Below are 14,399 nucleotides of genomic sequence, written 5' to 3'. Positions count from 1 at the left end.
GGATCAAAGTTTTGTCCGGCACTCAAGCCAAAAACCCAGAGACTGCTGTGAAAAAACAATAAACTTTTTCAAGCTTGAGTGCCGGAGTGCTAATAAGAAGCGGCAAACTGTCTGAGCCGACACAAAGGCAGCGTGTCCAAGCCTGCTATGGTAATAAAAAAGCTTATCCTGCCTGTGGCGGCGAGTTTTTGCCGGTTCCGCACAGGGCAAAAAGCTTCCGAATAAGATTGCGTCACTGGCAAACAGCTTGGGTGCCTGTGCATCTGCCTGACTGTTATGATTCTTAGCCAGCGAAGATGGTGCTGAGCAATTACAGGAATGAAAGGATACTATAGATGAACGGCATAGCTGATGCTTCCATTGATACACCCTTATGGCTGCCCCCATGGCTGGAAGGCAGCTGGGATCTTCTGGCCACCTATCCCTTTCTTCTGGGGCTTGTTATCCTTAGTCTTGGTTTTAGTCTGGCATTTCTTGTGCGGACCTTTATCCTTTTCTGGGGCCTTAAAATTACGGAGCGTGCGGATTCTGAATCCATGGGGCAGCTTGTGCGTATGGGGGCCGGGGTTGCGGCACTGCTTGTTTCCTACATCAGTCTGGTCACAGCTCTGCACACCCTGCCTCTGGGTGATTATGCCACTTCTCTTACCATCAGAATACTTGTAAGTATTCTGATTCTGCAGCTGATCCGTACGGCACTGAAGGCCAGTCATATTTTTCTGGAAATGCTGGGCAGGGTGCGGGACCGCTTTGCCATTGTGGAAGAGCGCACTCTGCCACTTTTTGATCTTGTGATGACGGTCATCATCATAGCCATTGGCACCTATGCCCTGCTTCAGGTCTGGAATATTGATGCCACGGCATGGCTGGCTTCTGCCGGTGTTATAGGTATTGCCGTGGGTTTTGCCGCCAGAGATACCCTTGCCAACCTCTTTGCCGGTTTTTTCATTATCGCCGATGCACCTTACAAGATGGGTGATTATGTGGTTCTGGACGGCAAGGAAAGGGGAGAGGTCACCAAGGTGGGAATCCGGTCCACCCGTCTTCTGACCAGAGATGATGTGGAAGTTATTATTCCCAACTCCCTCATGGCCAATTCAAAGATTGTAAACGAGTCCGGCGGCAGATGGGTTAAATACCGTATTCGTATCAAGGTAGGTGTTGCCTATGGTTCCGATGTGGATCAGGTGACTGCTGTGCTGGGGGAGGTGGCAAAGGGGAATCTTTCCGTGTGCAGAGACCCTGAGCCCCGTGTGCGTCTTCGGGGCTTTGGGGATTCCAGTCTGGATTTTGAGCTGCTATGCTGGATAGAAAAGCCGGAACAAAGGGGCCTTGTCTCCCATGAGCTGTATATGGAAATTTATAAGTCCCTGAACCGTCATGAAATTGAAATTCCCTTTCCCCAGAGGGATGTATGGATGCGGTCCTGATTTTCATGTTTATGGAAGAATCCCTGTGCGGTCTGATTCTCTTCTGTTTACCCGTTTGAAAGGAAAGGATGCCATGATCAAACCCCTTGCTTCTTTTTTAAAGATCCTGAACTCGGAAGCGTCACCGGGTCAGATCAGTCTTGCCCTGTGTTTTTCCATGGTGGCCGGGTTTACGCCCTTCTTTGGCCTCCTCACCCTCTGCCTCCTGTTTCTGGTGCTGGTGCTCAAGGTGAACCTCTCGGCTTTTTTTCTGGGCTGGGGGCTTTTTACGGCGCTGGCCTTTCTTCTGGATCCCCTTTTCCATGGAGCAGGCTTCTGGCTGCTTTCCCATCCGGGCATCGAAGGGTTCTGGACCAGCCTTTACAACATGCCTGTGCTGCGCCTGATCCGTTTTAACAATACGGTTTTCATGGGAAGCTTTGTGATCTCCCTTCTTCTTTTCATTCCTCTGTTTTTTATGCTCCAGTTCCTTATCAAAAAATACCGCAGCCAGTTTATGGACTGGATTCAGAAGACCCGTATTGCCCAGATTATTAAAGGAACAAAAATCTTCATGGCCTATAAGTCGCTTGGCTGAAAAAGGGGGAAAAATAATGACAAAGTGGATTCGCTGGCCGGGTCTTGCGGCTTTTATTGTGATAACTGCTCTTCTTGTGGCGGGTTTCATGTTTTTATCCGGTCCCTTCATCGCCAAGGCCATTGAAGTGGCAGGTACGGGGATGGTGGGGGCAAAGGTGGATGTGGCCGGTGCCAGACCCGGTCTTTTTCCGCTGGGGCTAAGGCTTTCCGGCATTGAGATTACGGATCCGGATGCTCCCATGACAAATGCCGTGGAAATTGCAAATATCAGCATGAGGATGGATACAAAGGCACTGATGCTTCGTAAGATAGATGTGACGGAAATGACTGTGGAGGGTATCCGTCTGGGAACGCCCCGCAGGGTTTCCGGTGCTTTGCCTGAAAAGGATAAAAAAGATAAGGGAAGAAAAGAGACGGGGGAGGAATCCGCTTCATCCTTGAGGGAGCGTATCCCCATGCCCTCCATGGAAATTCCCGATGTGCAAATCATTCTTGAGAGGGCTTCCCTGGGATCTCTGGAAGAGGCGGAAAATCTGGAAAAGGCCCTGAGGCAGGAATATGAAAGGTTTGATGAAAGACTTAAAAATCTCCCCGATGCCGATGATTTTAGAGCCTACAGAACGCGCATAGAAAACCTGAAAAGGGGTAGCGGACTTAGTGGTGTACTTACCGGGGCAAGGGAGCTTAGGGAGATCAAGTCCAGTGTGGACAAAGATATTCTTGCCCTGCGGAATACGCGACGGGAAATGGAAGAGAGCATTGCTGATCTTCGCAGACGTATGGCTTCCCTTGGCAGCATGGCCTCAGAGGATGTTAATAATCTAATGGAGAGGTATGGGATTTCCGATGAAGGACTGAGCAATATTACGGGTATCCTCCTTGGTCCTGAATGGGAAAATCGCCTACGTAAAGGGCTTGGGCTTTACCGCAGGGTGGAACCTTTGCTGGACAGGGTTCGTGAAAGGGAAAAGAAACCAGAGCCTGAAAAAGTTCTGCGCAGTGAAGGCGTGGACATTCTGTTTGCAGAAATCCCGGTACGGCCGGATTTTCTTATACGAAGAGCCAGTCTTTCCCTTGAAGTTCCAGTCGGAAATCTTAAGGGAACTCTTCGCAATGCAACGGCCCAGCAGCCTTTGGTGGGAAGTCCCATGGAAATCCGTTTCAAAGGAGACAGTCTTTCAGATATTGAAAGCTTTGACCTTCAGCTTGTTTTTGACCGTGTGAATCCCAAAGCGCCCACCGATCATCTAAAGGCTGGTGTCAGCGGGTGGCACCCTGAAACCATGGGCAGTGGTGATCTTGCCCTGAATGCTGAAAAGGGTGATTTTTCTGTGGATCTCATCAGCAGCCGCGGCGCTCTGAAGGGAAAGATGGCGCTTGATCTTACCGGAGTGAGTTTTGAGATGCCGGATTCCGGAGACAGGGTAAGGGCTGCTGTGGCATCGGGCCTTAGGGATATAAATCGCATTACTGTGCAGGGAGACCTTGGCGGAACACTGGAAAAACCTGAAATAAAACTCTCATCCAGTCTGGATGCGGTGGTGCGGGGAGCCGTTACCAGAGCCGCCAGAGAAGCAACCGAAACCCTGCGTGCCCGTCTCCATGAAGAAGTCCATGCCATGACAGATAAAAAGATCCGTGAGCTGGAGAATCAGCTGGGGGGTATGGCAGACCTGAGGGCAGTTTTGGATGAACGTCTGAATCTTGCGGGGAGGCTGGATATCTGAGAGGGATTTTTTTTTAAAAACGTTTATTGTAACTGTTCAGCACAGTTTTCCAGGTACCATACATGCAAGACAGCTGCACAGGCCCCAGGCTATTTGCCCGTGACGCAATCTTATTCGGGAGCTTCTTGGCCTGTGCGGAAGCGGCAAAAACTCCCCGCCACAGGCAGGATAAGCTTTTTGATTACCATGGCAGGCTTAAGCACGCTGCCTTTGTGGCGGCTCAGACAGTTTGCCGCTTCTTTCGCACAGGCCTTCAAAGCTCTGATCCGAAACGATTGCAATGTCACTTGCAAATAGCCACGGAGCCTTGCAACAGTACGAAGCTGCTGCAATTATTACAGTATTGGCAGTTCAGAATAAACTGTGCTGAATAATTACAGTTTATTCGCCTTTGCAGATACTTCCCGCCGCATGGTGAGCCGTCAGGATGGCACCGCCCAGAAAGGTGCCTTCCAGTGCCCCTTTCCCGTGCATGTTGCCGCCGCCAAAGCCTGCGGTTTCACCTGCGGCAAAGAGGCCGGGGATGGGGCTGTCCTGTCCGTTGAGTACCCGGCTTTTCAGGTCTGTCCGTATGCCGCCAAGGGATTTTCTGGTGAGGATAAAGGTGCGGATGGCCATGAGGGGGCCTGCGGAAGGATCGAGAATCTGCTGAAATTTGCAGGTGCGCAGCCGGTCTCCCCGGTATTTGCGGGTGATGGCGATGCGCCTGAGCTGATCATCGGTAAAAAAGGAGGGACCCCATTCAATCTGACGGTCATAGGCCCTGACCGCTTTTTCCATGGCTTTCATGTTGAGGGGTACTTCCGGCGTCTTTTCCTGCATTTTCCGGCCAAGTTCCATGAGGGTGGCTGCTGTAAGAATATCATCGGATTCCCGGATCAGGCGGTCGGTAAGCTCCCTGTTACCGAAAAGAAGCTCCCGGATCATCTTTAAAAATTTTCTGTGGCGGAAGGCTGTCATGTAGTCACAACCGGATACGGCCATTTCTCTCAGGGCAATTTTCCGGTTCAAAAGCAGCCATGAAAAGGGTTCTTCCTCCCGGCAAAGACGCTCTACGATGTAGCCAGTATCCGTGTATCCCATCAGGGGCAGGGGACCGATGCGCTCGCCCTTTGCATTGAGCCATAGAGCAGACCTTGGCGGAACAAGGCTTAACCCCTGATTTTCGATGAGACTTTTAGGATAGGGGATGCCTGCGGCATAGTGCCACTGGCGATCCGGATGATCCACTTTTCCGCCTATGGCTGCTGCTGCATCGTGGATAAGGCCGTCTGCAAAGCGGTGGCTGCCGTTGAGAAGTCTGGAGGGGATTTTGTCCAGATGGCCGGGCCAGTGCCTGCGCACACGGGAAAGATTGCCTCCGCAGATGCCGCCGGCACTGAGTACGACCCTGTCCGCATGGGCTTCAAAGGGGCGGCCTGTGCCTTCCATGGTACCTGTGCATCCGCAGACTTTGCCCTGTTGTATGGTGATATTTTTCACGCAGTGGCCAAAACGGAAGCTCAGTTTGTTTCGATTGGGGTGGTCATGTATGGCTTTGAGAAGACACTCAATGATGCGGTGCCCTGTTCCCCAGGCAATGTGCCATCTGGGCAGGGAATTTGCCGTTTGCAGCATGCCCCGTTCCGGCCAGTTGACTACGGGTAGAAAGCGTATACCCAGCTCTGTAAGGAAGGTATAAATGTCTTTTTCAGAATGTTCTACGTAGCGTTTGGCCCAGGCTTTGGGCCATTTGTCTTCCCTGCGGAAACGGGCCACCCGTTTCCAGTCTTCCCATGCTATTTCCGGTGTGTCGGGAATCCCCATGCGTTTTTGAAGGGGTGTACCCACAGCACAGATTCCGCCGAAGGATTCCTTTGCAAGTCCTCCCAGTTTATCTTTCCTGTCCCTGTCCAGAATGATCAGGGAAAGATTGCTGTCCAGAAGTTTAAGTGCCGTGACCAGTCCGGCGATGCCTCCGCCAACTATGAGCACGTCTGAATGATAGCAGGGAGCAGGGGCAAACATGAATCTATTCCTTGGTAATGTAAGGTTTTATGGCTTGTTGTGGTTGAAGTCGGGTGGATATGGTAAGAATCTGACCGGTATTTAAAAAAGTTTTTCCATGAAATGGGGGAAAATGTACCGATGTCTGATTTTTTTAAAAGGCTTCTCCCAGTGAAAGCCGGGACTTTTAATCAAAATTAAGGATACTGTTCACGCTGCCCCATTGCTGTGCTATTGTCAACCTGTTTTGCTTTTTATGCAGCGTGTAATTGCTGTGGTGTCGTAGATTTTGGCCTGATTTAACTGGGTGGGAGGAGCTTTTGCCGGAAGATCTGTTTGTGAACTACAGGGCCTTGGTAAAGCGTGTGGATGAGAGACTCGAAGAAATCCGTATGCAGGCAGGGTCTCATATGGTCTGCAGCAAAGGCTGTGATGCCTGCTGCAGGCATATTTCTGTCTTTGCCGTGGAGGCCTTTGCCATGGCAAAAGCAATGGCTGCCCTTGGTGAGGATGAGAAGGCTTCAATCCGCATGCGGGCTGAAAAGGCAGGTCCGGAAGACCCTTGCCCCCTTTTGAACGATGGCCTCTGCGGACTGTATGAAGCAAGGCCAATCATCTGTCGGACCCATGGTTATCCTCTGCTGATTCAGGAAGAGGAGGAGGCTTTCCTTGATTGCTGTCCCTTAAATTTCTCTGGTGGCCTTGAAAAAGCCCTGCCCATGTCCATAGCACTGGAGCCTTTGAATCGTATGCTTGTGGCTGTACAGGGTATGTTTGTCAAGGAAAGTGGCATGGAAGGCGTGCCTGAGCGGATGACCATTGCAGAGGTTCTTTTGCTGTCGGATATTTTTTAAGTGTGGAAAACCTGTGCCGGCTGCCGGATATGTATGCTGGTTTTTTTAAAAAAAACGGATAAGGAATGAAAATGGAACAGATTTGTGCTTTGAGTGTGCTGGATGGCCGCTATCGGAGACTTACTGAGGATCTTCGGGATATTTTTTCAGAATACGGCTTGATCCGCCACAGGCTGATTGTGGAGCTGCGCTGGCTTCGTTTTCTTGTGGAGCATCTGAAGGTGGTGGATATTTCGGCTGAGGATCTTGACCGTATTGATGCCATAGCGTCAGACTTCGGGCCTGAAGAGGCCCTGAAGGTGAAGGCCATAGAAAAGACCACCAATCACGATGTCAAGGCAGTGGAATATTACATCAAGGAAAAGCTGGATGCTCTGGGTCTGGAGAAGGTCCGGGAATGGACCCACTTTGCCTGTACTTCCGATGACATTAACAACACGGCCTATGCTCTGATGCTTCAGAAGGGCAGGGATTTTATCATGGCAAGGGTACAGGAAGTGCTGGAATCCCTGGAATCCCTTGCCAGAAGTGGACGAAGTGCTGCCATGATGAGTCGTACCCATGGTCAGCCCGCCACACCCACCACCATGGGAAAAGAGATGGTGAATTTTGCCTGGCGTCTCCGTCAGGAAATGGAAAGCCTTGCCTTGGTATCCATCGGAGCCAAGATGAACGGGGCCACGGGCAACTTCAATGCCCATATGGTGGCTTTTCCTGAAGTGGACTGGATTGCTGCCTCTAAAATCTTTCTGTCCGATTATCTCGGGGTAACACCCATCATGTATTCCACCCAGATAAATCCCAATCACAGCATTGCCCAGACTCTCCATGGTATGGTGCGCATGGCCGGTGTTCTTATGGATCTGGACCGTGACATGTGGGGCTATATCAGCCTTGGGTATTTCCGTCAGCGCCTGCAGGAAGGGGAAGTGGGCTCATCCACCATGCCCCACAAGGTAAATCCCATTGATTTTGAGAACGGAGAAGGCAATCTTGGGCTGGCCGTGGCCCTGATGGAACACATGGCCTTCAAGCTTCTCCAGAGTCGTTTCCAGCGGGATCTGACTGATTCCACGGTACTGAGAAATATGGGAGCGCTTTTCGGCTATATGTCCATAGGTTGCAGAAATACCTTGAAAGGTCTGGGTAAGGTGGCTCTGGATGAGAAGCGGCTGGCGGAGGATCTGGCTGCCAATCCTGAGCTGCTGGCGGAGCCGATTCAGACTGTGATGCGGGTGTATGGTGAGGATAATCCCTATGAGAAGCTTAAAGAGCTGACAAGGGGCAGAAAAACGGGTCTTGAAGATTTTACCCGCCTGATTGATTCTTTGGAAAAGGTGCCCCAGCAGGCAAAGGATGGGATGCGCAGTCTCACTCCGGCGGATTATACAGGGCTGGCCGCTGCTCTGGTGGATCATTATTTTGCAGAGTATCCTTAAAAAACAATATAAAAAAAGGTGGCCTTTGATTAAATGTTCAGCCTCCTTTGCCGATAAAGGGTAAAAAGCCTTTTAACAGAGAGGCCTTCATGGTCTGCGAGCGGAGGAATCTGATGAGAAAAAAATATTTTCTGTTACTGGCAGCAGGGTGTCTGGCCTTTTTCTGGGGCAGTATGGTGTTTGCAGAAGCTTTGAACACCATTGTTGTTCTTCGGGATGGCAACCGTATCCGGTCTCTGGTTTTTGATACCGTAACGGAATATACAGATGAGGGCATGGTCTTCCATGATGCCTCCCGGCGTCTCAGGGATCTGAACATTGCAGCTTTTCGTTTTACCAGAAACGGAGAACGCTTTTTTGTCCCTGTGGAAGAGGCCAGACGGATCTTTTCCGAGGTGGAATTTGTAAGTATTCCCGGTCCTCCCTATGGCGTTCTCTCCATGCGGATCACGCCCAGAAAGGGAGAGCCCTTTGAAGTGGAAAGGGCAGCTTTGATACGTCATGTGGGGGATGAGTTTCCTTCCAGTGAACTGAGCATCGAAAAATATGTGGCCTATGAAGGCCGGTGGCAGAGGGATTATCTGCCCATGGATCAGGTGCGGGAAATCCACTTTGTACAGAGGGAAAAAAAGAAAGAATCCCTTGAGGAAGAAAGGGTGCTGGTGGGTGCTCCCCTTACTGGTACAGGTCATTCCGTGGAGGCCCTTACGGGTCTGCTGGTGGCCATGACTAAGGCAGGAAACAAAGCAGGACGTTTAAGTTTTGAAATTCTTTTTGCGATAAATTCCGACAAACTTACTCCTGCTTCAAGGATGGAGCTGGATCGTCTTGCCGCAGCCCTCAGGGATACCCGCCTTGCCGGTACCCGGTTCAGGATAGGAGGCCATACGGATTCCACTGGACAGGCGGCCTACAATATGAATTTAAGCAGAAAAAGGGCGGCAAGTGTCAGAAACTATCTTGTACAGCAGGGGGGCATAGAAGCCTACAGGCTGGAAGCTGCAGGGTATGGGGATACACGGCCCGTAGCCTCCAATGAAACACCTGAAGGCAGGCGTAGTAACCGGAGGGTGGAAATTGAATTTCTGCCTCCCTCAGGATCTGCTGCCTTTTTTTAAAAGCGGGCCATGGCAGTGATATCTGCTGGACTCAGGTCGCTGCAGAGAAGGCCAGCCACAAGGCCTTTTTCCGGAATATGGAAAACCTCTGCCATGCGGCCCTCTTTCCTGAGATTTTCCAGAAGCTGCATGGTTTCAGGGACAGGCGGAGCAATAAGGCGAATCCTGCCAAAGGCATCAAGGTCGGGGAGTCTGGTGGAAAACAGAAAGGGAGCAGCCATGATGGCCGTTCCCTTTTCATTTTCCTGCATCAGACGGAAGGCATCCCCGTCATTGATTGTTATGATCAGACGCAGGCCTTCGCCTGCGGTGATGGCTTCCGTACTGCTGCCCTCAAGGATGTGGATATGCCCTTCGGGATCAAGGATGGAGAGGCGGAGAAGGATTTCATTCTGAATCCATGGAAGCAGCAGGCCTTCGGGCAGAAAATATTTTTCATCCTCCCGCTCCGGACCCAGCCAGAGGGCGGCGTTGCGGTACATGGACCGGAAATTCCAGCCCAAAAAATGATCCTGGGCAAAGGAGACGGAAAAACCTGCTCTGAAAAGCCATTCTAGGGGTCTTTCCTTGTGTCTGCCCCACATCTGTGCCCGGCACCGGGCAAGGAAGGCCGTTGCCTGATGCCGCCAGTTTTCCGTTTTCAGCATGTTTTTACCTTGTGTACAGAGATTTTCAGGCCAGATACAGAGAAAGCTGATCCCGTCTGGCGCTGGCCTGCTGAATCACCACCTCTATTTCGCTCTCCGGTTTCAGCTGAATACCTGGTGATACGGGCAGCATCCATTCCAGCATGTAGTCAATCAGCAGTACCTGATACTGGTTGCGGCGTTCTTCCAGAACCATGGCCTTTTCCCGCTGGCCGATGCGGCCTTCAAGGTATTTGAAGAGCCAGTATCTTTTTCTGAAAAACTGTACCCGTCCTACGGCGGCCATGGGTTGCTCAAGGCGTGCAAAAATGTTCTGTATCTCATCCCTGCCAGCGGCTTTTTCCATGCCCAGAATCGCTTTCAACTGGCGTTGGGTGGAAAGATCCCAGTATTTACGTATGGGGGAAGTTGCGGTGACATAACAGGGAAAGCCGATACCGGAATGGGGTTCGGGTACGGGGGTGAGGACCACCCGGTTTAAGTGTCTGCGTTGCATGAGGTTTTGGAAAAGGCTTCCTTCATCTCCTTTGTAGAGCCGGTTTTTAGGCTCAGGCTGGGAGCGGAAGACCGCAGGCATTTCATTTTTTTTCAGAAAATCCGCCATCATGGCGTTGCCCATGATCATCATTTCCGCCACCAGCATACGGCTGGAGCTTTCCCTGTCTATTTTGGAGATCAGAATTTCTCCGCTTTCTTCATCCACACGGATATTGACTTCCGGCAGGGAAATCTGGACGGCACCGGCCATGATTCTCTGGGTTCTGAAATTTCTGGCAATACGGTCAAGGTTTGCAATGTCCGTATCTTCTTCTATCATGCGGTTGGCGTCGCTGTAGGTCAGCTGTTCCTTAACGCAGATAATGCTGGGTACAACTTCATAGTCCACCACCCGCGCATAGTCTGCAATGCGCATGAGAACACTGATGGCAGGTCTGAGTTCTCCGCCTTTGAGGCTGCATAGATCTTCGGACATGGCCGGGGGCAGCATGGAAAAGCGTGCATCGGGGAGGTAAATGGAGCTGCCCCTTTCCAGGGCACAGGCATCCAGAGGGCTTCCCTGTGTTACAAAGTGGGCCACATCAATGATATGAACGCCCACAATGTGGTAATCTCCGGAAGCTTCTATGCTGATGGCATCATCATAGTCCAGGGTGGAGGGTCCGTCTATGGTCATCAGGCGCAGGCCTGTGAGATCCCGGCGTCTGGGATCACTGGAAAAGTCCACGGGTTTTTCCCTTAGAAGGGAAACAGCATCCATGGTTTTTGCATCGAACTCCGTTGGGACATCGAACTTTTTCAAAAGCAGGTTTTCATTCTGCTCCCAGAGTCCCAGGCGTACAAAAAGTGTGAACAATTTTTCTCCGGGGTCACCACCGATGCCTGAAAGGATCTGACGGGTGGTTTCCATGCCCGGTGCTTCATCTCCGAAGATAATGTAGTCCTGCAGAAGTGCGGCAACGGGGCGGAGTTCATCGGGGAGTTCTGGTGCAGGGGTGTCCAGATTTTTTTTCAGCCATGAAATGCCGTCTTCGATGATGCGTCTGCGGCGTTCCGTTTCCTGCTGCTGCTTTTTGAGCTGCTCCACCTGTTCAGGGCTGTGGGGGAAAAAACGGTTGGTACCGAATTTAAAATACAGCCGGTCCGTAAACATGGTCCTGATGACAGCGGACTGGGCATCGGCATCACTGCCATCGGAAAAGCATAGGGAGGCAATGGTTTCGGTATCCTGCCAGTCAGCTTCCTCATGGATGACTTCCCATAGCTCATGAAGATCCATGGAAGCGGACATATGTCTGCGTCGTTCTGCGGTTTCCTTGAGTGTACGGACCTGATGATCCCTTGGGGTGCCAAGGTCCAGTTGACTTTCGGATATATGGGATAGGCGGTTGGCCGATAAATTGACTTCCCGGTTGGTTTCAGTGAGAAGCCGGAGTCTTTGTTTTTTATTTTCTGTGACAACGGCGGTGATTATTTTTTGTTGGTCGATATATTCGACAATTTTCCCTAGTTCCATAAATGGTAAAATTAGCAGCTCCACCCGGTCAAGTCAATCTTCATGGCACCGGAAAAGTTGAAAATTTTTTCCGCAGGCTTCAATTTTTTGTATCTTCTTATAATGATTGAAAGCCTTTCTTTAAAGTAAGTGTCTTATGGTGTGAGTTGATGAATATTTGAAGGCCGGAGATTAGTGATCATTTTTATAGGGTGTCCGGCAGAGTTGTGGTCGAAGTTCCGGGTCTTTATTGACCTTATAAGGGGCCTGTGCTACCCAGAATATAAAAGACAGCCAGATGATCTTTTTTTATTTTCAAGACCTTTTTTGAGTTTAAAGGTCAGAAATTTTTCCTCCCACATTTTCCCGGACACCCATAAGGAATCTCCATGGACTTTGCATCCCTGATCGGTATTGTTTCTGGTATTTCCCTGATTATCAGTGCCATTTTTCTTGCTGGAGACATCCGCAGCTTTGTCAATGTCCCCGGCATGATGATAGTTCTGGGAGGGACCATGGCCGCAACCCTTCTGACCTTTACTTTCCGTGAAGTGTCCGCCGCTTTCCGTGCAGCTGCCTTTGCCTTTACAAAGGACCGTGAAGATCCCAACGCAGCCGTTGAAACCATGATCCGTATATGTAATGTAGGGCGCAAAAAGGGTCTGCTGGAGCTGGCCAATCTTGAACCTGATTCGGATTTTTTAAAAAAAGCCTGCGGACTCATTGCCGATGGTTCTCTGGAAGAGGAAGTACGGGCAGCTTTGAGGACGGAAATCGATTCATTGAAAATGCGTCATTTTGCAGTGCAGGATGTCTTTAAAAAAATGGGGGCATATGCTCCTGCCTTCGGAATGCTGGGTACCCTCATAGGTCTTGTACAGATGCTGTCCCAACTGGCGGACCCTTCTTCCATAGGACCGGCCATGGCTGTGGCCCTTCTGACCACCTTCTATGGTTCTCTTCTGTCCACCATGATTTTTCTGCCCATTGCAGGAAAGCTCAAAACAAGGACAATTTCCGAAGTCATGCAGCTGGAAATCATGCTGGAAGGTTCCATTGCCGTCATGAAAGGCAGTAACCCCATGATGATTTATGAGGCGCTTTCTTCCTTTATCCCCTTAAGGGATCGTCTCCCACTGGAAAAAATGGATGTGCGGCAGGGGGCAGCATGAGAGACAGCCGTGGAAAAGATGACTTTCTCAATGAAGATGACGGACCGGGCTGGATTGTTACCTATGCCGATCTTGTGACCCTCCTTCTGGTTTTTTTTGTTCTTCTCTACTCCATATCCAGCCTGAATATGGAACGGTTCAAGCAGGCCTTTGAGTCCATACGTATAAGCCTTGGGCAGGATATGACCACCCTTGGTGTCATTGAAGTTATGGAAGTACCGGAGCTGAGCCGGAAGGAGCTGACCGTGGAGGAGATTTTCGGTCATCGCTCCAGAGAAGAAGCCATGGTGGAGGATATCAACGCCTTCATTGCTGAACGGAATGTGGGGGATCACATAACTGTACAGATCCTCAATAATAAAATTATCGTGCGTATCCGGGGAACCATTCTTTTTGAGTCCGGCAGTGAACAGCTGACAGCTCAGGCAGATCCCATTCTTGAACAGATTGTGCATATCTTTAAAGCCTATCCCGAATATAATATCAATATCAGAGGGCATACCGATGATGTGCCCATTTCCACCTTACGTTTTCCATCCAACTGGGAGCTGTCCGCATTCAGGGCTACAACGGTGTTGAAATATCTTATAGACAAGGGAGTTTCTCCCTTCCGGCTAACCGCAACGGGATATGGTTCCCTTTTACCCTTAAGGCCGAATAATTCTCCGGAGAACCGTGCTATTAACAGGAGGGTGGAGTTTGTTCTCGAAAAAAAAGGATAGTTTTTTTGTCTGGCTGGAGAAAACCCTGAAGGACAGAAGGCGAAGCTTCCGCTATACGGCCAAAGAGAATGTCAGGGTTTATGTCCGGGTGGGAGGAGAGGCTGAGAATCGTCTGGCAGAGGATATCAGTGCAGGCGGGTGCAGCTTTAACCATCCTGACTTAAGGCCGGGGGACCGGTTTATTATCCATCTGATGAGCCATGCACCTGAAATACCTCTGGATCTGATGCCCATGGCGGAGGTGCTGGGGCGAACCGCAAGTGGGCAGTGCCATTGTTCCTTTCCCGATATAATGGAAAAGGAGGAAGAAGCCCTCCACCGTTTTGTACTGGCGGCCCAGCGCCATGAGTTCCGCCGCAGAAGGAAGCTGAAAATTATGGAGTTGCGTAAAAAAAAGTTCGATATCTAAGGAGTTTGTGGTTAGGGGTATGGAAGTTGTCAATATATTTTTTTGAACTTCACAAATGGTATCCTGGTGTTTTTCAGATTCCTTAACCTTCATTTCTTGAATTTCCAAAGATTACTGCTTACAATCTGAATCAGATCATTAGCATGTGCCTCTGGCATCTCAAAAACGAAGGCTTGAATATAAAGATGCCGTCACGGATACCACCTTGAAAAACAAGATCCAGATAGTCTGGGCCAGAGAAAAATATCTGAGTTTTAACCAGAATAAGTACAGAACAACTATTTATTTCTATGGCAGCGGTCGTTTTAAAGAATTTTATATAC

At 50.2% G+C, this 14,399-nt stretch carries 12 protein-coding genes; 9 read left to right on the top strand and 3 right to left on the bottom strand.

Annotated elements, in window-relative coordinates:
* Positions 1-335 precede the first annotated feature (335 nt).
* From FIM25_RS13005 to FIM25_RS12995, 3 genes are read left to right on the top strand one after another with little or no spacing between them, the layout of a single operon-like run.
* The gene (locus FIM25_RS13005) at positions 336-1,430 is read left to right on the top strand and encodes a mechanosensitive ion channel family protein (protein WP_139450035.1); all 1,095 of its coding nucleotides are present in this window, start codon (positions 336-338) and stop codon (positions 1,428-1,430) included.
* A gap of 25 nt (positions 1,431-1,455) precedes the next feature.
* Positions 1,456-2,007, top strand: coding sequence for a TIGR03546 family protein (locus tag FIM25_RS13000; RefSeq protein WP_179953361.1), 552 nt, complete (start codon positions 1,456-1,458; stop codon positions 2,005-2,007).
* 16 nt (positions 2,008-2,023) lie between these two features.
* Positions 2,024-3,736, top strand: a complete 1,713-nt coding sequence (locus FIM25_RS12995) for a TIGR03545 family protein (protein ID WP_139450031.1) — start codon at positions 2,024-2,026, stop codon at positions 3,734-3,736.
* Positions 3,737-4,117: 381 nt separating this feature from the next.
* Here the strand turns inward: FIM25_RS12995 and FIM25_RS12990 are convergent, their stop codons facing one another.
* Positions 4,118-5,743 carry an FAD-dependent oxidoreductase gene (locus FIM25_RS12990; RefSeq protein ID WP_139450029.1) on the bottom strand — a complete coding sequence of 542 codons (1,626 nt, stop codon included), beginning with the start codon at positions 5,741-5,743 and terminating at the stop codon, positions 4,118-4,120.
* Positions 5,744-6,042: 299 nt separating this feature from the next.
* Between FIM25_RS12990 and FIM25_RS12985 the strand changes: the two genes are divergently transcribed.
* The 3 genes from FIM25_RS12985 (at position 6,043) to FIM25_RS12975 (ending at position 9,133) form a co-directional block, all read left to right on the top strand.
* Entirely contained in the window at positions 6,043-6,576 is a 534-nt protein-coding gene (locus FIM25_RS12985) for a YkgJ family cysteine cluster protein (RefSeq protein WP_139450028.1), read from the top strand.
* A 71-nt stretch (positions 6,577-6,647) separates the two neighbouring features.
* Positions 6,648-8,015, top strand: a complete 1,368-nt coding sequence (gene purB, locus FIM25_RS12980) for an adenylosuccinate lyase (protein WP_139450027.1) — start codon at positions 6,648-6,650, stop codon at positions 8,013-8,015.
* Positions 8,016-8,128: 113 nt separating this feature from the next.
* Entirely contained in the window at positions 8,129-9,133 is a 1,005-nt protein-coding gene (locus tag FIM25_RS12975; RefSeq protein ID WP_218961426.1) for an OmpA family protein, read from the top strand.
* On the opposite strand, the gene FIM25_RS12970 is transcribed toward FIM25_RS12975, so the two are convergent.
* Positions 9,130-9,780, bottom strand: a complete 651-nt coding sequence (locus FIM25_RS12970) for a hypothetical protein (RefSeq protein ID WP_139450025.1) — start codon at positions 9,778-9,780, stop codon at positions 9,130-9,132. The genes FIM25_RS12975 and FIM25_RS12970 overlap by 4 nt on opposite strands.
* Positions 9,781-9,805: 25 nt before the next feature.
* On the bottom strand, positions 9,806-11,794 hold the full coding sequence (locus FIM25_RS12965; RefSeq protein WP_139450024.1) for a ribonuclease catalytic domain-containing protein: 1,989 nt from the start codon (positions 11,792-11,794) through the stop codon (positions 9,806-9,808).
* 368 nt (positions 11,795-12,162) lie between these two features.
* On the opposite strand from FIM25_RS12965, the gene FIM25_RS12960 reads away from it, so the two are divergent.
* Genes FIM25_RS12960 through FIM25_RS12950 form a run of 3 tightly spaced genes read left to right on the top strand, consistent with a single transcriptional unit; the run spans position 12,163 to position 14,076 of the window.
* Positions 12,163-12,945 carry a motility protein A gene (locus FIM25_RS12960; protein WP_139450022.1) on the top strand — a complete coding sequence of 261 codons (783 nt, stop codon included), beginning with the start codon at positions 12,163-12,165 and terminating at the stop codon, positions 12,943-12,945.
* Positions 12,942-13,667 carry an OmpA/MotB family protein gene (locus tag FIM25_RS12955; protein WP_139450019.1) on the top strand — a complete coding sequence of 242 codons (726 nt, stop codon included), beginning with the start codon at positions 12,942-12,944 and terminating at the stop codon, positions 13,665-13,667. Before FIM25_RS12960 ends, FIM25_RS12955 begins: the two co-directional genes overlap by 4 nt.
* On the top strand, positions 13,645-14,076 hold the full coding sequence (locus tag FIM25_RS12950) for a PilZ domain-containing protein (RefSeq protein WP_179953359.1): 432 nt from the start codon (positions 13,645-13,647) through the stop codon (positions 14,074-14,076). Before FIM25_RS12955 ends, FIM25_RS12950 begins: the two co-directional genes overlap by 23 nt.
* Positions 14,077-14,399: the final 323 nt, after the last annotated feature.

Origin of the sequence: Desulfobotulus mexicanus (assembly GCF_006175995.1) — a bacterium.
Taxonomy (GTDB): domain Bacteria; phylum Desulfobacterota; class Desulfobacteria; order Desulfobacterales; family ASO4-4; genus Desulfobotulus; species Desulfobotulus mexicanus.
This window is presented reverse-complemented; position numbering and strand designations above follow the sequence as displayed.